This is a genomic window from Aeromonas sp. L_1B5_3, from assembly GCF_963866575.1.
Taxonomy (GTDB): domain Bacteria; phylum Pseudomonadota; class Gammaproteobacteria; order Enterobacterales; family Aeromonadaceae; genus Aeromonas; species Aeromonas jandaei.
On record NZ_CAWMDN010000155.1, the window covers coordinates 13,595 to 33,326 of the forward strand.

The window sequence follows — 19,732 nt, forward strand, 5'->3', positions numbered from 1 at the left end:
GTCACGTTACGAGACTTATGGACCAACAGACTATCCGTGCGCTCTGTGCCGCCGACATGACGGCGGTCAATGAACTGATCCTGGCCCGACTCCAGTCCGACGTTAGTCTGATCAATCAGCTGGGTTTCTATATTGTCAGTGCTGGCGGCAAGCGGATGCGCCCCATGCTGACTGTGATGGCAGCTCGCGCCTTGGGCTACGAAGGTGAGGATCACCTGAAACTGGCCGCCATTATTGAATTTATCCACACCTCTACCCTGCTGCATGACGACGTGGTCGATGAATCCGACCTGCGCCGTGGCCGCGAAACGGCCAACGCCCTGTTTGGCAATGCGGCAAGCGTTCTGGTGGGTGACTACCTCTACAGCCGCTCCTTCCAGATGATGGCCGAGCTCTCCAACCTGCGGGTGATGGAGATCCTCTCCGATGCCACCAACACCATCGCCGAAGGGGAAGTGCTGCAGCTGATGAACTGCAACGACCCGGATACCACCGAACAGAGCTATATGACGGTCATCTACTGCAAGACCGCCAAGCTGTTTGAAGCCGCGACACGCCTCGCGGCCGTGCTGACCCATCAGCCCGAGCCCGTCGAGCAGGCGATGACGGATTACGGCAAGTATCTGGGCACCGCCTTCCAGATCATCGACGACGTGATGGACTACTGCTCTCAAAGCGAAGAGATGGGCAAGAACGTCGGTGACGATCTGGCTGAAGGCAAACCGACCCTGCCGCTGCTGCGAGCCATGGAAGTGGGTTCGCCCGAGGAGCGTCAGCTGGTGCGCGATGCCATCGAGCACCGCAACGGCATGGAACACCTCGACCAGATCCTGGCCATTCTCGATCGTACCGGCGCGCTGGAGTACTCCCGCATGCGGGCTCGGGAAGAGGCTGACAAGGCGATTGCCGCCCTCGCCATTCTGCCGGACTCCCAGCACAAGCAAGCACTGGAAACTCTGGCCCACATGGCCGTACAGCGCAGCGCCTGATCCCGTCACTGTTTTCATAAACAACAAGAGGCCCCATGGGCCTCTTGTTGTTTATGCGTTTGCTACCATCGGCTCACCATCCAGAGGATCACGGCACCCGCCACCACCAGCGAACCGCCGATACGGCGCAGCTGCTCCGCTGGCTGATCGCTTAGCAGCCGCAACATCTGCTGCCACCCTTTTGGCATCAGCAATGGCCCGAGCCCTTCAAACAGCAGCAACAGGCCAATACCTGTCAGTATGGATGTCATCATTGTGCCCTTCTCCCGTCAAAAACCACCTTCTCTGGTGGTTTGGCAGACAAATAAAAGGGCCTGACAATGCAGGCCCCTGGCAAGACAACTCCGGCGATTACTGCTTGGTGCCGTGAGGAGACTTGAGATAGCGGAAGAACTCGCTGTCCGGCTTGAGCACCATCAGCTCGTTACCGCCGGTGAAGCTCTTGCGATAGGCCTCCATGCTGCGCACGAAGCTGAAAAACTCGGGGTCTTTCTTGTAGCTTTCGGCATAGATCTTGGCCGCTTCTGCATCACCTTCACCGCGCAACTGACGCGCGTTACTCTCGGCATCCGCCAGCATGACGGTTACCTTGCGGTCAATGTCGGCGCGCAGGATTTCGGCCTTCTCGCGACCCTGTGAACGATGCTCACGGGCCACCGCAGTACGCTCGGCACGCATCCGCTGATAGATGGAGTTGGAGACTTCCACCGGCAGGTTGATCTGCTTGATCCGCACATCCACCACCTTGATGCCGAGCTCGGAGGAGCGCGCCATCTTCTTCAGGGCATCTTCCATCACGGTACTGCGCTCACCGGAGACGATGTCCTTGATGGTGCGGTTACCGATCTCGGAGCGCAGACCGTTGTTGATCTTGCGCTTGAGCAGATCTTCTGCCTGCAGTTTGTTGCCACCACCGGTTGCCAGGTAGTACTTGGAGAAGTCCTCGATCTTCCACTTCACGTAGGAGTCGATGATCAGGTCTTTCTTCTCGGAGGTGACGAAACGGTCGGCCTGGCTGTCGATGGTCTGGATACGGGCATCCATCTTGCGAACCTGATCGATGAGCGGCACCTTGAAGTGCAGACCCGGCTCATAGAGACGGGGCTCACCGGAATCAACCCGCTTCACCTTGCCAAACTGCACCACGATCCCCTTCTGACCTTCATCAACGATAAAGACAGAAGAGAAGCAGACCATGGCAGCCACAGCGATTGCACCAATAGCTAGCTTTTTCATCTATCAGTTTCTCCCTGAGCTGAAGCGGTCACCGCTACGCAGCGGCATCGGAGTGGAGTTGGCACCCTCGTTGGAAACAGGCGCAGGCTCTGCTACCGGCACAGTCGCAGGACGAGTCTGCTGAGCAGCTGCCGGCTTGCCAGTCAGCTTGTCGAGCGGCAGATAGATCATGCTGTTGTTGCCAGCCGGCATATCAACAATGACCTTGTTTGCCTGCTGATAGAGCTCTTCCATGGTTTCCAGGTAGATACGGTTGCGAGTCAGCTCGGGCGCAGCCTGATACTGGGGCAGCAACTCGTTGAAACGGGCCACTTCACCCTGTGCTTTCAGCACGATCTGGGACTTGTACGCTTCGGCTTCCTGCTCCAGACGCTTCACCTGACCACGGGCTTTGGGCTCAACTTCACGGGCATAGGCTTCCGCTTCGCGGATGAAACGCTGCTCATCTTCCTGAGCGGAGATGGCGTCATCGAACGCATCCTTCACCTCTTCCGGCGGACGCGCCGGCAGGAAGTTGACGTCGACGATCTGCAGACCCATCTGGTAAGGCTCGATGATGCCATCGATCACCTGCCAGGTCTCCTGACGCACTTTTTCACGACCGGTGGTCAGCACGTCATCCATCTTGGTGTGGCCAACCACGTAACGCAGGGCGCTATCGGTGGCCTGACTCAGACTCTCGTCGGCATTGGTCACGCTGAACAGGTACTGCTCCGGATTGACGACACGATACTGCACGTCCATCTCGACCCGTACCACGTTCTCGTCCTGGGTCAGCATAAAGCCGGACGCAGGCAGGGAGCGCACGGACTCAACGTCCACCGGGATCACCTGATCGATGAAAGTCGGCTTCCAGCGCAGGCCCGGCTCGACGATATGGGAAAACTTGCCAAAGCGCAGCACTGCACCACGCTCTGCTTCACGAATGGTATAGAAGCCGCTAACGACCCATACCACCACGGCGACAACCAGCGCGATGGAGATACCAAAGCGGCCTACATCGCCGCCAGATTTGCCACTGCCAAACAGGCCGCCAAAGCGACGACTCATTTTGCGCAGCATCTCGTCCAGATCAGGGGGCCCCTGATTCTTGCCGTTATTCCCCCAGGGGTCACGGTCTTTGCCGTTGTTACCAGGCTCATTCCAAGCCATCAGCGTCTCCATTAATACATGCAGATGGATATCATCTCTATCGGGTCACAGCTCGTTGACGAAGCCGCCAGGCGGTTATCCTCATCAACGGTTCAATGCCTGATAAAGCGTTGTAAACTCTCACCTTCCTGTTTCACGAGGCGGTTCCAGTCAGCCAGTTGCAGGCGGACTTCCAGCACAAAATCCCCCTCCTCGCTAAAGCCTTCCTGCTCAATCCCTTTCAACTGATAGAGCGCACTACGCAATCTCGCAGCAGAAGGCGGCAGTTGCAGGGTGTGGTGCACCATGGAGCCGGCCAGCAATTCGGTCAGCGCCGCAAACAGATACTCACACCCCTCGCCAGTCTGGGCAGACAGCCAGACCCGCAGCGGACGACCTTCATCATCCCGCTCCAGACCCGCCGGGCGATCGGCCAGCTTGTCGATCTTGTTGCAGATCATCAGCTGGGGCCTGTCATCCGCCTCGATTTCAGCCAGCACCTGTTGCACGGAGTCGATATTCTCCTGCATCTGCTCATCGGCACAATCCACCACATGGAGCAGCAGGTCCGCTTCGCGGGTCTCCTGCAGGGTCGCTTTGAACGCAGCGACCAGATCATGGGGCAAGTGTCGAATAAATCCAACCGTGTCGGCCAAAATCACATCGCCCACATCCCGGATCACCAGTTTACGCAGCGTTGGATCAAGGGTTGCGAACAACTGGTCGGCAGCATACACGCTGGCAGCTGTAAGTTGGTTGAACAAAGTGGACTTTCCGGCGTTTGTGTAACCAACCAGAGAAACTGTCGGTACTTCATTGCGGTTGCGGGCTCGTCGCCCCTGCTCCCGCTGTTTGGCCACCTTGTCGAGCCTGCGCAAAATCGCCTTGATGCGCTCGCGCAACAGGCGTCGGTCGGTTTCAAGCTGGGTTTCACCCGGGCCGCGCAAGCCGATCCCGCCTTTTTGACGTTCAAGGTGGGTCCAGCCTCGAACCAAACGGGTAGAAAGATGACGCAACTGGGCCAGTTCGACCTGCAGTTTACCTTCATGGGTACGGGCGCGCTGGGCGAAGATATCGAGGATCAGACCGGTTCTGTCCACTACCCGGCACTGGAACAGACGCTCCAGGTTACGCTCCTGGGCAGGGGTCAGGGCATGGTTGAAGATGACGACGTCGGCATCCAGCATCTGGACCTGGTACGCAATCTCTTCAGCCTTGCCACTGCCGACAAAATACTTGGCGCTGGGCGCACTGCGGCTGGTCGTGATGACTCCCAGTGCATTGACGCCAGCCGAGCTCACCAGCATTTTGAGCTCTTCCAGATCCTCCCGCTCACCCTCATCACTGAAGTTGACGTGCACCAGAACGGCCTGTTCGCCAGCTTCATAACGGTCAAACAAGCGCTTGCTCCTTAACAGGTTTCATGATGAATCTGAGTTGGCGAGTAGACTCGCCCCGGGATATCACGCCTCGGCATCACCCTGTTCATCACCAGCGCCACCGGCAGCCTGCTGATGATGGTTAACGGCACGGGCCGGAACCACGGTAGAGATGGCATGCTTGTAGACCATCTGGCTCACGGTGTTCTTCAGCAAAATGACAAACTGGTCGAAGGACTCGATTTGACCTTGCAGTTTGATGCCGTTCACCAAATAGATAGAAACAGGAATCCGCTCACGGCGCAGCGCATTCAAAAACGGGTCTTGGAGAGATTGCCCCTTAGCCATTTTTCTTTTCCTTATAGTTTGTTGTTTTTAAACACCGGATATTCAATATAACAACCTGATTATACAGGGAGTGTCAAGCCGCACCAGCGCGAGCAAGCACGCGGGCGAGGTTGTCAGACTCACCGGATTCCAGCCAGGTCACATCGGCCCAACCGCGCAACCAGGTCATCTGCCGTTTTGCCAACTGGCGAGTGGCAACAATGCCACGATAACGCATCTCATCATACTCTATCTCGCCGTTCAGGTAGTCCCACATTTGGCGATAACCTACACAGCGAATGGAGGGGAGATCCGGGGTCAGATCACCACGAGCCATCAACGCCCGCACCTCCTGCTCGAAATCCCCCTGCAGCATCTTGTCGAAACGCTGTTCGATCCGCTGATGCAGCACGGCGCGATCGCTCGGGGCGATGGCAAACTGCTGTACCCGATAGGGCAGCCCCTCCCCCTGCACCAGGGTCAGCTCGGTGAGGGTCTTGCCGCTGATGCGGTAAACCTCGAGCGCCCGGCTGAGCCGCTGCGGGTCATTGGGATGAATACGCGCCCCGGCGACCGGATCGATACGCGCCAGCTCGTCATGCAGCGCCTGCCAGCCAAGACGGGCAGCCTCCTCTTCTATTCCGGCCCGAATAACAGGGTCGGCAGAAGGGAGCGGAGAGAGCCCTTCCAGCAGCGCCTTGAAATAGAGCATGGTACCGCCCACCAGCAGCGGAATGCGGCCGCGGTCGGCGATCTCTTTCATCTCCCGCAGGGCATCCTTGCAAAAATCGGCTGCCGAATAGCTCATGGCGGGATCGAGAATATCGATCAGTCGGTGTGGGGCCCGAGCCAGTTCATCGGCGGTCGGCTTGGCGGTGCCTATGTCCATGCCGCGATAGATCAGCGCCGAATCGACGCTGATGATGTCGCAGGGCAACACCTGACACAGTTCAATGGCGAGATCCGTCTTGCCGGAGGCCGTCGGCCCCATCAAAAAAATTGCGGTCGGCAAGTCACTCGCCATGTTCAAACTCCTCAAGCACAGCCGCCAGCGAGAGCGGGCGAGCCATGCGAATATCTGCCAGTTGGTCACTGAAATCGGCCACAAGTTCCGTCAGCAGACGACTGGCAGTTGAAAAATCGTATATTTTTTCGCGGCTTATCCCCTGCTCAACCAGCCATTGGCATAATACTTCAGCCTGCTGGCCAGCATCACTGTCAGATCCGCCCTCGATAATTTGCAGCAATTCGGGTAGCAGACGCACCAGATCGGTCTGACGCAGTAGCGCAGGCACCCGCGTCAGGATCATGGTGTCGCGCCCCCCGCTTTTCAACTCCAGCCCCATCCGTTTCAGCAGCCGCTCCTGCTCTTCTACCAGCGAACTCAGGTTCTTCGGCAGCTTGAAGGAGACGGGCAAGAGCAGCGGCTGGGCTGCCAGCCCCTGGCCCCAGGTCTCCAGCAGCCAGTGGCGCAGCAGCAGACGCTCGGCGCGTACGAGTGAAAGCAGCGCCAGCTGACCATCCCGCTCGAACAGTAGATAAGCCTGCTCCACCAGAGTCAGTGCCCGGCACCCGCCCTGTTTTGAAACAGTCTGAGTGGCAACTCCCGGCTCGGGAGCTGAAACGGTTGTGGCAACGGGCAGCGTGGTAAGCAGGGCCCCCATGCCACGCATCGCCTCCCGGCTCGGCGGCTCGGGTGGTTGATAGTTGCTGACCCGGCCTGCACCACCACAGCCCCCTTCCCGCACCTGCACCGGCGCCCGATAGCTGTGTTCGGCGCCATACCACTCGGTACGCGGTGCCTGACCGGGATATTCGATCTGTGGGCTGACCGGCAGCTCGACCAGCGTCTCGGCCAGCGGCGGCTCTTGCTCGTTGACGGCGCGGCCTTCGCGGCGCAAGGCAGTAAAGAGTACCTGAAAGATAAAGTCGTGGATCAGCCGCGCCTGATGGAAGCGCACCTCGTGCTTGGCAGGGTGAACGTTGACGTCCACCTGACGGGGATCCAGCTCGATATAGAGCACATAGGCTGCAAAGCGGTCGGCGGGCAGCAGCTCGTCATAGGCCTGACGAATGGCGTGATTGATGAGCTTGTCGCGCATCATCCGGCCATTGACATAGGTGTATTGCAGATCGTTCTGCGGTCTGGCGCCCTCGGGGGTCGCCAGCCAGCCCCACAGACGCACGTCGCTGTGCTCGCTCTCCACCGCCAGCGCATGGTGCATGAAGGGGGTACCGCAGACGGCAGCAAGACGCCGCTCCTGCTCCGGCACCGTATTGGCAGCCTTGTACTGGCGCACCACCTTGCCGTTGTGTCGCAGGATCAGGGTGACATCGAAGCGGGAGAGCGCGATGCGGCGCACCAGCTCGTCGATATGGGCAAACTCGGTCTTTTCGCTGCGCATGAACTTGCGCCGCGCCGGGGTATTGAAGAAGAGATCCACCACCTCCACCGTGGTACCCACCGGATGGGCCGCAGGCTTGACGGTAACGCTCATCTCGCGCCCTTCGGCCTGCGCCTGCCAGGCTTCGGCCTGCTCGGCGGTGCGGGAGGTGAAAGTGAGGCGGGAAACCGAGCTGATGGAGGCGAGCGCTTCGCCACGAAAGCCCAGGCTGTTGATCCCCTCCAGATCATCGAGGGTCGCCACCTTGGAGGTGGCGTGGCGCGACAACGCCAGCACCAGCTCATCTTTGGCAACGCCGCAACCGTTGTCACGGATGCGGATCAGCTTGGCACCGCCCTTGTCGATATCGATTTCGACCCGGTCGGCGCCCGCATCCAGACTGTTTTCCACCAACTCCTTGACCACGGAGGAGGGCCGCTCCACCACCTCTCCGGCGGCAATCTGGTTGGCCAGAATAGGTGGCAAAATACGGATCGGCATCGCTAGCTCCCGCTCAGTTATTGCTTGGGAATATAGAGCACCTGCCCTATCTGGATTTCCCGTGACTTGAGTTTGTTGATCTCCGCCAGTCTCGCCTGACTCACGCCGTACTTCTCGGCCAGGCGCGAGAGGCTCTGACCGCGCGTGACCACATGGCGGATCATCTGCGACTTCTCGTTTTCCTGCACGCTGGTGACCGGAGCGCCGGTCTCTTTGGCCGCCTCGGAATAAGGCTTGATCACCCCGGCACCGGAGGAGCTGCCAGAAGTGCTTCCGCTGTCGCGCACCGTCGCCGGCATCCGGTTGGTCACTACCGGCTGGGACTGAACTGCCGCCGGCTTGCTCGCAACCTGTCTGGCTGGCGCAGGCTTGCTGGCAGCGACCTGTTTATGGGTCGAGGCCGGGGCGCTGGCGACCCCCTTGCCGGTGAGCATGGCCCCCTTGGTCGGGTGAGCACGGTAGTAGTTGCGGATACCCTCGAAAATGGCGCGAGCCAGCTGATCCTGATAGCTGGCAGTAGCCAGCAGCTGCTCTTCCGCATGGTTGGAGATAAAGCCGGTCTCAACCAGCACAGAGGGAATGTCAGGGGCCTTCAGCACCGCCAGACTGGCGTGCTCCGGCGCTCTCTTGTGCAGCCGTGCCACCTTGCCCAGCGAGCGCAGGATCTGGCGACTGACGTCATAACCCTCGGCACGGGACTTGTCCATCGAGAGGTCGAGGAAGGTCTGCGCCAGATAGGGGTTGGGATCGGATTCGGCCAACACCTTGCCGACACCACCCAGCAGCTCACCCTGCTTCTCCTGCTTCTCCAGCCAGCTGCCCATCTCGCGGTTGGCGCGGTTGGTCGAGAGTACCCAGACCGAGGCGCCACGCGGGGTGGAGTTGTGGAAGCTGTCCGCGTGCACCGATACCAGCAGGTCGGCCTTGGCCTTGCGCGCGATCTCGGAACGCTTGTTGAGATCAACGAAGTAGTCGCTGCGGCGGGTCAGCACGGCGCGCATGCCCGGCTCGCGGTCGATCAGTGCCGCCAGTTTCTGGGAGACCGCCAGGGTCACCCGCTTCTCATAGGTACGGCGCGGGCCGATGGAACCCGGGTCTTCACCGCCGTGGCCCGGGTCGATGGCAATCACCACCCCCTTGCCCTTGCCGCCAACCGGCGTGGACTGCACCGCGGCAGCCGAGCGCTTCTCTTCATAGGGAAGGTCGATCACCAGACGGTGACCATAGGGGCCGGCAGGCGCCAGCGGAAAGACTACCGGCTTGATGGCGGAACTGAGGTCGAGCACCAGACGCAGCCCCCCCTTCTCCAGCGGTGAACTTTCACGAATTTTACGCACCAGTTCGCTGCTGTTCTCGACCCTAGCCAGATTGGTGGCGTTGCTCGCCCCTTTCATGTCGATCACCAGCCGATCGGGGCCAGTCAGGGTGAAATAGTTGAAATCGGGGGCGCTGCTCATGTCGAGCACCACCCGGGTGTTATCAGGTGATGGCCAAATCCGCACGCTCTTGAGCTGATTAGCCCAGGAGGGTAACGCCATCAGGGAGAGAGCAATAACAAGGATCAAACGCACGTGGATGACAACCGTTCCAGAATAGCTTCGCCAGTAGCAGAACGAGCTTCAATCAGAGCTTCGCGCTGCTCGCCTACATAAGTGAGGGTGATCTCGAGATCAGGCGCCGGCAACCAGCCTTCCCCCTTCTCCGACCACTCCACCAGACAGAGGGTATTGGCGGCAAAATAGTCGCGAATTCCCATGAATTCCAGCTCTTCCGGATCGGCCAGACGATAGAGATCGAAGTGGTAAACCTGCCACCCCTCCAGCTCGTAGGGTTCCACCAGGGTATAAGTCGGACTTTTCACCTTGCCCTGATGGCCAAGCCCCTGCACCCAGCCACGGGTCAGGGTTGTTTTGCCAGCCCCGAGCGTCCCGTGCAAAAACACGGTCGTCGCCTGCTGGCAAGCCTTTGCCAGACGGCCTCCCAGAGCCACTGTTGCTGCCTCGTCCGGCAGTGTCATCATCAACTGTTTTGCCATGTTCTTCTTTTTTAACTTGTTATGGTGTCGGGATTAACCAGCTTGCGGATAAAGGGCAGCAGATCTGATGCCAGCATGCCACGCTCTCCATCAGCAGCAGCCAGATCGGCTGCCTCGCCGTGGATCACGGCCCCCAGCCAGGTTGCCAGGGTGGCAGACCAACCCTGAGCCAAAAGGGCGGCGATTATACCAGATAACAGATCGCCCATGCCGCCACTTGCCATGCCGGGATTGCCTTCATTGCACAAGGCAAGCCGCTCGCCATCATGGATGAGAGTCCCCGCCCCCTTGAGCAGCACCACTCCGCCGTAACGCTGTTGCAGCGCCCGCACGGCGGCAAACCGGTCTGCTTCAATCTCGGCAATGGAACACCCCAGCAGCCGCGCCGCTTCGCCAGGGTGCGGAGTGAGCACCCAATTATCCTGATGGCGGGGAGATTGCGCCAGCCAATTCAACCCGTCGGCGTCCAAAACCAGCGGCAATTGTTCGGTAAGGTGGCGAGCAAACTGCTGTCTGCCCCACTCTCCCTGACCCAGCCCGGGGCCAATGACCCGAACCGAGGCCCAACCGCCATCATCTTCTTCCTGCAGGCTCATCAATTCAGGCTGATAGAGGCTGACCGGCGGCAACACAGGGTGCTGGCTGATTCGCACCAGACCGGCGCCAGCCCGCAGACAGGCCCGGCCGGTGAGCACAATGGCCCCCTGCATGCCGCACTCCCCGCCCACCAGCAACACCTTGCCGTGGGAACCCTTGTGCGAGGAGCGCTGACGCGGGGTCAGCAAGGATTGCAGCACCGGATAATCGAGCCGCCATGCTGCGGGGTGAATCTCCTCATCAGGCACGACACCAAGCGGCTCACAATCGAGCTCACCGGTCACATCGACCCCGTCAGCGGTGAGCAGCCCCTGCTTGATACCGATAAAAGTAAGAGTTCGGGTCGCCCGCACGGCAGCCCCCATGATCCGGCCGGTATCGCCATTGAGGCCAGAAGGAAGATCGACCGCCAGCACAGGTGCAGCCAACTCATTGATTGTTGCGACGATCTTTGTCAGTAACGGTGCAAGGGGTGTACTGACACCGGTGCCAAGCAGGGCATCGACCACCAGATCGGGAGGAGGAAATAACGCCTGATCGAACTGCTCTGCCAGCCAGACCTCACCACCGGCCGCCAGCCAGCTATCGGCGGCAATCCTGGCATCCCCTTTCAGCTGGTCGGGAGAGCGAGCGGCGATCACCACCGGCTCAAGGCCACGTTCACGGGCAAGGCGGGCCAGCACATAACCATCGCCGCCATTGTTGCCGGGGCCGACAAAAATCCACCAGCAGTTGCTCGCGGGCCAGTGGCTGCAGGCATAGGTGCACAGCGCCAGCCCTGCCCGCTCCATCAGCGCATAGAGGGGTTGCCCCTCATGCTCGGCCCAGCGCCGCTCTCGCGAGCGGATCTGTTCAGTCGACCACAGCCCCTGTGATAGACTGCTTCCCACTTTTTTGCACCAAGCGTCCCCGATGACCTCTACCATGATGGCTCCCGATCTGCTCTCTTTCGCTCCAAGTGCTCAAGTGCCGGGATGCCATGCAGCATGACAACACCTGATTTCAACCAACTGGCTCAAGATATCAAGCTCTGGGCGAGCGAGCTAGGATTTGACCAAGTTGGCATCACCGACACGGATCTGCGGGCCGAAGAGCCGAAATTGCAGGCCTGGCTGGACGCCGGTTATCACGGCTCCATGGATTACATGGCGCGTCACGGCATGATGCGCGCCCGCCCCCATGAGCTGCTGCCGGGCACCTTGCGGGTCATCTCGGTGCGAATGAACTACCTCCCCTTCGAGGCAGGCTTTGCCGCCACCCTGCGCGACCCGACTCTCGGCTATATCAGCCGCTACGCCCTCGGCCGCGACTACCACAAGGTGCTGCGCAATCGCCTCAAACAGCTGGGTGACCGAATCGAAGCGCGCTGCGCCGAGCTGTTTCAAGGCACGTCTGACCCCCTTGGTGAGTGGCGCCCCTTTGTCGACTCCGCTCCCGTGCTGGAGCGGCCGTTGGCCGCCAAGGCTGGCCTCGGCTGGGTTGGCAAACACTCACTGCTGCTCAATGAGTCCGCCGGTTCCTTCTTCTTTTTGGGGGAGCTGCTGGTAAGCCTGCCACTCCCCATCGATGCGCCGGTGGAAAAAGAGCAGTGCGGCAAGTGTGTCGCCTGCATCAACATCTGCCCCACCGGCGCGATTGTCGCACCCTATGTGGTGGATGGCCGCCGCTGCATCTCCTATCTCACCATCGAGAACGACGGCCCTATTCCGGAAGAGTTCAGACCCCTGATGGGCAACCGCATCTACGGCTGCGACGACTGCCAGCTCATCTGCCCGTGGAATCGCTACGCAGATGCCAGCCCGGAACCCGATTTCAGCCCCCGCGCCAGCCTGCATCGCCCGCCCCTGCTGGCGCTGTGGCGCTGGAGCGAGGCCGAGTTCCTCAAACATACCGAGGGGAGCCCAATCCGCCGCATCGGCTATCAACGCTGGCGCCGCAATCTGGCGGTAGCCCTTGGCAACGGCCCGGCCAACCCGGAAGTGATGGCAGCCCTGCAGCAAGCGCTGCCGGAAGCAGAGCCCATGGTGGCAGAACATATTGAATGGGCGCTGGCAATGCTGGCCAGACGCCAGGATGAAACGAACAAGAAAACCCGCCTGCTGATCCGTTGCATCGAAAAAGGTCTGCCGGATCACGCCTGAGTGATCTGCCCCTTGCCGGATTGCAGCAGTTTTTTCATGCTCTGCCGACCCACAAAGATCAGCACGCCATGGTTGAGCAACAATGGTCGGCACACAAAAAGGACATCACAGATGCAAATGTTGGGAGTGGATATTGGAGGCTCGGGGATCAAGGGCTGTCTGGTCGATACCGAAACCGGTGAGCTGATTGGCGAGCGCCATCGCATTGCCACACCACAGCCGGCCACCCCGGCCGCCATTGCCCATACCCTCAAGGCTCTGGTCGAACACTTCGACTGGAAAGGACCCGTGGGTTGCGGCTTCCCGGCCACCATCCACAACGGCATTGCCAAGAGCGCAGCCAATATCGACAAGAGCTGGATTGAGACCGATGCCGAGCACCTGTTTGCCGATGTCACCGGCAAGCCCTGCTATGTGCTCAACGATGCCGACGCCGCCGGGATGGCCGAGATGCGCTTTGGTGCCGGCAAGGATCGCAAGGGGGTTATCATCCTCATCACAGTCGGCACCGGCATCGGCACCGCAGTCTTCGTCAACGGTCACCTGCTGCCCAACACCGAGCTGGGCCATCTGATGCTGGAAGGGATGATCGCCGAGCACTACTGCTCGGACGCAGTGCGCAAACGCGAGGATCTCTCCTGGGGGCGCTGGGGCAAACGCTTCAACAAGTATCTGGCTCGCCTCGAGTTTCTCTTCTCCCCCGACCTCTTCATTCTGGGCGGCGGCAGCGCAGCCAAACTGGATAAGTTCGTCGATCGCATCGAAACCCGGGCGCCGCTCATTCCCGCTGCCAGTCTCAACCAGGCCGGTATTATCGGTGCGGCGCTCTACGCCGCCGAACGACATCAGGGCTGATTGCGCATCAGTGCCATGAGCTCCCGATACGAAGAGGGCCCGGCAGCAATGCCGGGCCCTCTCTCTATCTGGTGATCGACCCTCAGTCCTTGCTACAAGTCATCGAGCTGGTGAGCACCGTGCACCAAGCGGGTCAGGCGGGTCTGCTCCAGTCGGGCCAAATTATCCAGCAATTCAGCCGTGCTCCGAGTCGGGCACTCCCGGGCCAGATGACCCAATTCGCCAATCAACTGCTCCTCCCAGCGGCAAACCAGGGCAACGATATCTTCGGTTCTGGCTGAAGCGGGCAACTCGCAGCGCATAATCGCTGGCAACATGTCCTCGCTAAAGCTCTGATCCAGCCAGGTCTCCCGCACCGGGCCGCCCAGCTGGGTGGCGTACTCATGCAGATGGACACTGGCGGCATCCTCCCGCCCTTGCAGATAGACCAGCAACATCCGGCAGCGTTCGCTATCCACCTGATTGCCCAGACGCCGGTAACAGAGACCGAGCTGGTGATGCACCTGCTCGAGGTAGTGCAGCAACTCTTTGATCTGTTGGAATCTCATCGCTCTGCCCTCCATGGGAAATCCGCAACTTCAGTATAAAAAACGGCCAGCCAGGCCCCAATCACGATCCGGCATCTTCTTGCGCTGCATCAAAATTGGCCGAGGTATATATAAGTGGGCAGACAGGGGGTTCAACTTTATGCAATTCTGGGGCTTGAGAGAGGTAGGCTCCACAGCCGGATAGTCGCGACAGGGATACCTAATAGAACAGAGCATCACACGCCATTAGCCAACTTTAATTCGGCTCTTCGGCTTCAAAGCGAAATTCAATATGGAACAATGCCAAACCCTGCTATTCCTTATCTGCCAACTGAAAATCCTTATCACTTTTTTAGACGTCTAGACGTAAAAACATGCGTTGACACAGCCATCCGGACATCTTAGCATCATCCCCCATGATGGCAGTGCAACCTAGTGAAACCTCTGCCCAATTTTCTCGCCTGTAGCGCCCTGTGCTGTAAGGCTGTTAGCACGGAAGAATCCATGATTAAGTTGATCGGTCTCAACAAAGTCTACGGTACAGGCAGTGACGCCGTGCACGCCCTGCGTGACGTGAGTCTGCATGTACCCCAAGGCAAAATCTTCGGGGTGATCGGTGCCTCCGGTGCCGGCAAGAGTACCCTCATCCGCTGTGTCAACCTGCTGGAGCGCCCGACAGAGGGTCAGGTGATTGTCGACGGCCAGGATCTGGTCGCCCTGAGCGAACGGGATCTGACCCAGGCCCGCCGCCAGATCGGGATGATCTTCCAGCACTTCAACCTGCTCGCCTCCCGTACCGTATTTGCCAACATCGCCTTTCCGCTGGAGCTGGCGGGCTGGAACAAGGATCAGATCAAGAGCCGGGTCGAAGAGCTGCTGGCGCTGGTCGGGCTGGAAGCCCGTGCTCACGCCTATCCGTCCGAACTATCCGGCGGCCAGAAACAGCGGGTCGCCATCGCACGCGCATTGGCCCCTGCGCCCAAAGTGCTGCTCTGTGACGAGGCCACTTCGGCACTCGATCCGCAGACCACCCGCTCGATCCTGACCCTGCTCAAGGAGATCAACGTCAAGCTGGGGCTCACCATCCTGCTCATCACCCACGAAATGGATGTGGTGAAGGGGATCTGTGACGAAGTGGCCATCATCAGCGACGGCAGCCTGATCGAACAGGGCGAAGTGGCGTGGTTCTTCAGCAATGCCAAGACCCAGCTGGCCCGCGATTTCATTCGCTCCACCATCCATCTCGAGGTACCGCAGGAGTATCAGGATCGGATGAGCAACGAGCGAGTGCCCGGCAGCTACCCGCTGCTGAAGCTTGGCTTTACCGGCAGCACGGTCGATACGCCGCTCATCTCCGAGGCGAGCCGCCGTTTCAATATCGACATCAGCATCCTGAGCGCCGACATCGAGTACGCCGGTGGCGTCAAGTTCGGTTTCCTGCTGGCAGAACTGTTCGGAGATGAAGCCCAGTGCGAGGCGACCCAGCAGTTCCTTATCGACAATCACATTCAGCTGGAGGTAATGGGTTATGTCCGAAGCCATGATTAATCTGCTCATCACGGCCCTGGGCGACACCCTTATCATGGTGTTTGCCTCCGCCCTGTTTGGCTGCCTGCTCGGACTGCCGCTCGGCGTGGCTCTGCATGTGACCAAAGCCGGCCAGATCCTGGCCAATCCGCTGCTCAACCGCACTTTGGGCATGGTGGTCAACGTGGGTCGCTCGGTGCCCTTTATCATCCTGCTGGTCGCGATTATTCCGCTGACCCGGCTGATTGTCGGCACCAGTATCGGCACCATAGCGGCCATCGTGCCGCTGACCGTCGGTTGCATCCCTTTCATCGCCCGTCTGGTGGAAGGTGCCCTGATGGAAGTACCCGACGGCCTGCTGGAAGCGGCCAAGGCGATGGGTGCCAAGCCATTGCAAATCATCACCAAGGTGCTGCTGCCCGAGGCCCTGCCCGGCATCCTCAACAGCGTCACCATTACCCTCGTCACGCTGGTGAACTACTCCGCCATGGCTGGTGCCATCGGTGGTGGTGGTCTCGGTGATGTGGGCATCCGTTACGGCTATCAGCGCTTCGATCCGACCGTCATGCTGGTCACCGTCGTGATACTGGTCGTGCTAGTTCAACTTATCCAGAGCGCTGGTGAACGCCTGGTCAACAAATGTGATCATCGTTAATCGTCGATTTCTGACAGGAGGTTTTATGAAATTTGGCATCAAATCCGTTGCGGCAGCTCTGCTGGCTGGTCTGGTACTGGCCGGTTGCGGTCAAAAGGAAGAGAACAAGACCCTGAAAGTAGGCGCCATTGCCGGCCCTGAGACCGAGCTGGTCGAAGTAGCCGCCAAGGTGGCAAAAGAGAAATATGGTCTGAACGTCGAGATCGTCAACTTCTCCGACTATGTCACCCCGAACGTGGCGCTGAACGATGGCAGCATCGACATCAACGCCTTCCAGCACAAACCCTATCTGGATGCGCAGGTACGTGATCGCGGCTTCAAACTGGTACCGGTCGGCAACACCTTCGTCTACCCGATCGCCGGTTACTCCAAGAAGCTGAAGTCGCTGAGCGAGCTGAAAGATGGCGCCCAGATCGCGGTACCGAACGATCCGACCAACCTGGGCCGCTCCCTGATCCTGCTGGCCAAGCAAGGCCTGATCACCCTGAAAGATGGTGCTGGTCTGGAAGCGACCGTACTCGATATCGCCAGCAACCCGCGCAACTTCAAGATCGTTGAACTGGAAGCTGCCCAGCTGCCCCGCTCGCTGGAAGACGTGGATCTCGCCATCATCAACAACACCTTTGCCGGCCAGATTGGTCTGACCCCGACCGAAAATGGTCTGTTTGTTGAAGACAAAGAGTCCCCCTACGTCAACCTGATCGTCGCTCGCGACAACAACAAGGATGACGAGAAGGTCAAACAGTTCGTACAGGCCTTCCAGACCGATGATGTCTACAAGAAAGGGCTGGAGCTGTTCAAAGGCGGCCTGGTAAAAGGTTGGTAATTGCTCACTCGACAAAAAAGGCCACGCAATGCGTGGCCTTTTTTATTGCCGCCGCTATCATATCGGCGAGCACGGCAACACGAATATAACATCACATGAAAAAATGGTATCTGGCCTACTGCAAGCCAAAGGAAGAGGCCCGCGCCCGCGCCCACCTCGATGCCCAGGGCATTGAGTCCTACTACCCCATGGTGGAAATCGAGAAACTGCGTCGGGGCAAGCGAGTCCCGGTAAAGGAACCCATGTTTCCCAACTACCTCTTCATCTACGTCGATTTGGAAGAGGTCACTCCGGTCACCCTGAAATCGACCCGTGGCATCAGCCGGATCATCCACTTCGGCAGTGAATGGACGCCCATCAGCAACAAGCTGGTCTATCAGCTGATGAGCCGCGATGACAGCGACGAGGCGCGAGCCAGCTACGCCAAGCTGCCAAATGCGGGCGATAAGGTATTGATTGAAGAGGGGCCATTGGCAGGGTTTGAAGCCATCTATATGGAGCCGGATGGGGAGAAACGGGCCATTCTGCTGGTCAGTCTGCTCAATAAAGAGACCACCAGCAGCTTCGAAAACCACGCCTTCAGACGAATCGACTAAGAGGTGGCAGGATGATATCCTGCCACCCCCGTCACTCCAGCTCAAAACGGGCGATCACTGCCGTCAGCTTGCCGGTATCACCCGCCAGACGGGCGACTATGCCCTCACCCTGCTGGCTCTGCTGACAGGATTGACGGCTCAGAGCGGCAATATCCTCTACCGTTCCAGCCACTTCGGCGGCGACCTGGGATTGTTGCTCGGTCGCCGTTGCGATGGCCTCCAGCTGGCCAGATAGCGCCTGCACCAGCTGGTTCATCGCATTCAACGTCTCGGTTACCAACCCGACTGCATCACGCCCCTGCTCGACCAGCTGGGTGCCACCGCTCACCGTGGCGACGGTCTGGCGGGTTTGCTGGGAAATTGCGCTAATCGTCTGGCTGATTTCGGCGGTTGACTGGTGGGTGCGGGTTGCCAGCTGACGTACCTCATCGGCGACCACGGCAAAACCGCGCCCCTGATCACCGGCCCTCGCAGCTTCTATTGCCGCATTAAGGGCCAGCAAGTTGGTCTGTTCGGCTATGGTGGCGATAACTTCGGTGATCTGCCCGACCTGTTCGCTCTGCTTCTCAAGCAATCCCATCGCGTGATTGGCTTGCCCAATCATGGCGGCGATCTGCTGCATGGCATCTGTCATCCGTGCCAATGCATTCTGTCCCTGCCGGGTTTGCTGCTGCACCTGATGGGCACTGTCGGCTGCATTGGCAATATTGCCCGCCACCTCTTTCATACTGACCGACATCTGCTCGATCGCGCTGGCGACCGCTTTTACCCGAATATCCTGCGCGGTCAAATCGGTCACTATGGCCTGAGTTGTGCTGCCTACATCCTGACAGGCGACATCTACCTGTCCCACCGCCCCCTGCAGCTCGCTCACTAGACTGCGTAGCTGGGCCGACATCCGGTTGATGGAGCCGGTCAAACCGCCCAGCTCATCCTGACTCAAGATGGGCAAGGGGTTGGCTGCCAGCTTGCCATCGGCGACCTCGCCAGCCCGCACAACCAGACTGGCGATGTCACGAGTCAAACGACGACTGAAGAGCCACGCCACCAACATGCCAAGCACGATGGAACTCCCCGTTGCCAGCAACAGAGTACGAGTGATGGAGTGGCCAGCCTGGGTCATCTCTCCTGAGATTGCAGTTACTTTGCTGCGGGTTTCCCCTACCTGTTTGGCCAGCCGTTCGTAGAGGATCTCCTGCATCGGCTCAATCTCTTTTGCCATCAAGTAGTTAGCCTGATCCCAATCCGGTGCTTGCCGCTTGCTGATGACCTGGCCCACCAGCTCCGAGAAGGGGGTTCCCATCTCCTCAAACAGCTGCCAGAGGCTGCGCTCGGTTTCGGAAAAGAGACTGGACTGCTGTTTGAGTTCCGCCACCCGTTGCTGATGGAACTTGTAATAGTCCTCATACTTGCTGCGATATTCCGGGTCGCCGGAAATAAGAAAATCTCGCAGGGCGGAGAGCGCATTTGACAAGCTGTTGTAGGCATCTCCCACCTGCTTGAGCAACATGCGGCGATCTCCCGATAGCTGATCCTGAGGAGTCGCCACCTCTTCATTGGCGAAAGATTGCAGCTGATCGAGCGCAGCTTCGGCAAGCGGCCCTGCCTCCTGCAGCATCAGGGTATGTGCAGGCAGATTCTCCTCTGTGTGGGCAATCACCCATACCTTTTCCTGACTGCTCTTGAAACTCTTGAGTGACTGTACCAACCCCACATCAAACTGCTGGCTGGTAATAACCTGCCAGGCCCCCTCCCACTCCTGCTTCAATCTGGCAGCTTGGGCGGGATCCTTGCCAAGAATGAGATAACCACGCAATGCCGAGACGGTGGCGACCAGCGCTTTCTGGCTGGCCTCATCCCGCTGCAGAGCCGGCAGCGCCTGCGCCAGCAGCATCTGCTGGGATTGATTGATCTGGTTTAGCCGGTAGTAGACCAGTGCAGAGGAGAGGGCGATCAGAAGATTGATAAATCCGAAGCTGATCAGAAGCTTGTGTGAGATTTTCATGAACATCCTTGTTCAGATGAG

At 59.2% G+C, this 19,732-nt stretch carries 19 protein-coding genes; 7 read left to right on the forward strand and 12 right to left on the reverse strand.

The window, feature by feature from the left end; genetic code table 11:
* The first annotated feature begins 17 nt into the window (after positions 1 to 17).
* Positions 18 to 989: an octaprenyl diphosphate synthase gene (ispB, locus tag AACR93_RS20120; RefSeq protein WP_033114889.1), complete on the forward strand. Its 972-nt coding sequence runs from the start codon at positions 18 to 20 to the stop codon at positions 987 to 989.
* A 62-nt stretch (positions 990 to 1,051) separates the two neighbouring features.
* Here ispB and AACR93_RS20125 read toward each other — a convergent pair whose 3' ends face one another.
* From AACR93_RS20125 to AACR93_RS20170, 10 genes are all read right to left on the reverse strand, one after another.
* Positions 1,052 to 1,243 carry a DUF2065 domain-containing protein gene (locus AACR93_RS20125; RefSeq protein ID WP_043851786.1) on the reverse strand — a complete coding sequence of 64 codons (192 nt, stop codon included), beginning with the start codon at positions 1,241 to 1,243 and terminating at the stop codon, positions 1,052 to 1,054.
* Positions 1,244 to 1,340: 97 nt separating this feature from the next.
* Entirely contained in the window at positions 1,341 to 2,225 is an 885-nt protein-coding gene (hflC, locus tag AACR93_RS20130; protein ID WP_041210428.1) for a protease modulator HflC, read from the reverse strand.
* Positions 2,226 to 2,228: 3 nt separating this feature from the next.
* Positions 2,229 to 3,377: an FtsH protease activity modulator HflK gene (gene hflK, locus AACR93_RS20135; protein WP_033114892.1), complete on the reverse strand. Its 1,149-nt coding sequence runs from the start codon at positions 3,375 to 3,377 to the stop codon at positions 2,229 to 2,231.
* Positions 3,378 to 3,469: 92 nt separating this feature from the next.
* Positions 3,470 to 4,756: a ribosome rescue GTPase HflX gene (gene hflX, locus AACR93_RS20140; RefSeq protein ID WP_043851787.1), complete on the reverse strand. Its 1,287-nt coding sequence runs from the start codon at positions 4,754 to 4,756 to the stop codon at positions 3,470 to 3,472.
* A 63-nt stretch (positions 4,757 to 4,819) separates the two neighbouring features.
* Entirely contained in the window at positions 4,820 to 5,083 is a 264-nt protein-coding gene (gene hfq, locus AACR93_RS20145) for an RNA chaperone Hfq (RefSeq protein WP_033114894.1), read from the reverse strand.
* A gap of 73 nt (positions 5,084 to 5,156) precedes the next feature.
* Positions 5,157 to 6,086, reverse strand: a complete 930-nt coding sequence (miaA, locus tag AACR93_RS20150; protein WP_082044161.1) for a tRNA (adenosine(37)-N6)-dimethylallyltransferase MiaA — start codon at positions 6,084 to 6,086, stop codon at positions 5,157 to 5,159.
* Positions 6,076 to 7,947 carry a DNA mismatch repair endonuclease MutL gene (gene mutL, locus AACR93_RS20155; RefSeq protein ID WP_043851788.1) on the reverse strand — a complete coding sequence of 624 codons (1,872 nt, stop codon included), beginning with the start codon at positions 7,945 to 7,947 and terminating at the stop codon, positions 6,076 to 6,078. The genes miaA and mutL overlap by 11 nt, the downstream gene beginning before the upstream one ends.
* Positions 7,948 to 7,964: 17 nt before the next feature.
* Complete coding sequence (locus AACR93_RS20160) at positions 7,965 to 9,518, reverse strand: N-acetylmuramoyl-L-alanine amidase (RefSeq protein WP_043851789.1); 1,554 nt, start codon at positions 9,516 to 9,518, stop codon at positions 7,965 to 7,967.
* On the reverse strand, positions 9,509 to 9,982 hold the full coding sequence (gene tsaE, locus AACR93_RS20165; RefSeq protein ID WP_041210423.1) for a tRNA (adenosine(37)-N6)-threonylcarbamoyltransferase complex ATPase subunit type 1 TsaE: 474 nt from the start codon (positions 9,980 to 9,982) through the stop codon (positions 9,509 to 9,511). The genes AACR93_RS20160 and tsaE overlap by 10 nt, the downstream gene beginning before the upstream one ends.
* Positions 9,983 to 9,993: 11 nt before the next feature.
* The gene (locus AACR93_RS20170; protein ID WP_043851790.1) at positions 9,994 to 11,505 is read right to left on the reverse strand and encodes a bifunctional ADP-dependent NAD(P)H-hydrate dehydratase/NAD(P)H-hydrate epimerase; all 1,512 of its coding nucleotides are present in this window, start codon (positions 11,503 to 11,505) and stop codon (positions 9,994 to 9,996) included.
* 60 nt (positions 11,506 to 11,565) lie between these two features.
* Between AACR93_RS20170 and queG the strand changes: the two genes are divergently transcribed.
* Together queG and ppgK are read left to right on the forward strand one after the other, a co-directional pair.
* Entirely contained in the window at positions 11,566 to 12,720 is a 1,155-nt protein-coding gene (gene queG, locus AACR93_RS20175; RefSeq protein ID WP_043851791.1) for a tRNA epoxyqueuosine(34) reductase QueG, read from the forward strand.
* A gap of 111 nt (positions 12,721 to 12,831) precedes the next feature.
* Positions 12,832 to 13,575, forward strand: coding sequence for a polyphosphate--glucose phosphotransferase (gene ppgK / locus AACR93_RS20180; protein WP_043851792.1), 744 nt, complete (start codon positions 12,832 to 12,834; stop codon positions 13,573 to 13,575).
* Positions 13,576 to 13,667: 92 nt separating this feature from the next.
* Here ppgK and AACR93_RS20185 read toward each other — a convergent pair whose 3' ends face one another.
* Entirely contained in the window at positions 13,668 to 14,123 is a 456-nt protein-coding gene (locus AACR93_RS20185) for a hypothetical protein (protein ID WP_043851793.1), read from the reverse strand.
* 483 nt (positions 14,124 to 14,606) lie between these two features.
* Between AACR93_RS20185 and metN the strand changes: the two genes are divergently transcribed.
* The 4 genes from metN (at position 14,607) to rfaH (ending at position 17,706) form a co-directional block, all read left to right on the forward strand.
* Entirely contained in the window at positions 14,607 to 15,650 is a 1,044-nt protein-coding gene (gene metN, locus AACR93_RS20190; protein WP_043851794.1) for a methionine ABC transporter ATP-binding protein MetN, read from the forward strand.
* Positions 15,631 to 16,284: a methionine ABC transporter permease gene (locus AACR93_RS20195; RefSeq protein ID WP_005339070.1), complete on the forward strand. Its 654-nt coding sequence runs from the start codon at positions 15,631 to 15,633 to the stop codon at positions 16,282 to 16,284. Before metN ends, AACR93_RS20195 begins: the two co-directional genes overlap by 20 nt.
* A gap of 25 nt (positions 16,285 to 16,309) precedes the next feature.
* Positions 16,310 to 17,110 (forward strand): methionine ABC transporter substrate-binding lipoprotein MetQ, encoded by an 801-nt coding sequence (metQ, locus tag AACR93_RS20200; RefSeq protein ID WP_041210417.1) that lies wholly within the window; start codon positions 16,310 to 16,312, stop codon positions 17,108 to 17,110.
* 95 nt (positions 17,111 to 17,205) lie between these two features.
* Positions 17,206 to 17,706 (forward strand): transcription/translation regulatory transformer protein RfaH, encoded by a 501-nt coding sequence (gene rfaH, locus AACR93_RS20205; protein WP_041210416.1) that lies wholly within the window; start codon positions 17,206 to 17,208, stop codon positions 17,704 to 17,706.
* Between the two features lie 31 nt (positions 17,707 to 17,737).
* Here the strand turns inward: rfaH and AACR93_RS20210 are convergent, their stop codons facing one another.
* Complete coding sequence (locus tag AACR93_RS20210; protein WP_043851795.1) at positions 17,738 to 19,711, reverse strand: methyl-accepting chemotaxis protein; 1,974 nt, start codon at positions 19,709 to 19,711, stop codon at positions 17,738 to 17,740.
* Between the last annotated feature and the right edge of the window lie 21 nt (positions 19,712 to 19,732).

Bases quoted from the DNA above. Each gene is read 5' to 3' on its own strand.
- tsaE (WP_041210423.1), bottom strand. From the start codon at position 9,982: ATGGCAAAACAGTTGATGATGACACTGCCGGACGAGGCAGCAACAGTG.
- rfaH (WP_041210416.1), top strand. From the start codon at position 17,206: ATGAAAAAATGGTATCTGGCCTACTGCAAGCCAAAGGAAGAGGCCCGC.
- AACR93_RS20185 (WP_043851793.1), bottom strand. From the start codon at position 14,123: ATGAGATTCCAACAGATCAAAGAGTTGCTGCACTACCTCGAGCAGGTG.
- ppgK (WP_043851792.1), top strand. From the start codon at position 12,832: ATGCAAATGTTGGGAGTGGATATTGGAGGCTCGGGGATCAAGGGCTGT.
- hflC (WP_041210428.1), bottom strand. From the start codon at position 2,225: ATGAAAAAGCTAGCTATTGGTGCAATCGCTGTGGCTGCCATGGTCTGC.
- AACR93_RS20195 (WP_005339070.1), top strand. From the start codon at position 15,631: ATGTCCGAAGCCATGATTAATCTGCTCATCACGGCCCTGGGCGACACC.
- metQ (WP_041210417.1), top strand. From the start codon at position 16,310: ATGAAATTTGGCATCAAATCCGTTGCGGCAGCTCTGCTGGCTGGTCTG.
- mutL (WP_043851788.1), bottom strand. From the start codon at position 7,947: ATGCCGATCCGTATTTTGCCACCTATTCTGGCCAACCAGATTGCCGCC.
- AACR93_RS20210 (WP_043851795.1), bottom strand. From the start codon at position 19,711: ATGAAAATCTCACACAAGCTTCTGATCAGCTTCGGATTTATCAATCTT.
- miaA (WP_082044161.1), bottom strand. From the start codon at position 6,086: ATGGCGAGTGACTTGCCGACCGCAATTTTTTTGATGGGGCCGACGGCC.
- AACR93_RS20125 (WP_043851786.1), bottom strand. From the start codon at position 1,243: ATGATGACATCCATACTGACAGGTATTGGCCTGTTGCTGCTGTTTGAA.
- hflK (WP_033114892.1), bottom strand. From the start codon at position 3,377: ATGGCTTGGAATGAGCCTGGTAACAACGGCAAAGACCGTGACCCCTGG.
- queG (WP_043851791.1), top strand. From the start codon at position 11,566: ATGACAACACCTGATTTCAACCAACTGGCTCAAGATATCAAGCTCTGG.
- ispB (WP_033114889.1), top strand. From the start codon at position 18: ATGGACCAACAGACTATCCGTGCGCTCTGTGCCGCCGACATGACGGCG.
- metN (WP_043851794.1), top strand. From the start codon at position 14,607: ATGATTAAGTTGATCGGTCTCAACAAAGTCTACGGTACAGGCAGTGAC.
- hfq (WP_033114894.1), bottom strand. From the start codon at position 5,083: ATGGCTAAGGGGCAATCTCTCCAAGACCCGTTTTTGAATGCGCTGCGC.
- AACR93_RS20170 (WP_043851790.1), bottom strand. From the start codon at position 11,505: ATGGTAGAGGTCATCGGGGACGCTTGGTGCAAAAAAGTGGGAAGCAGT.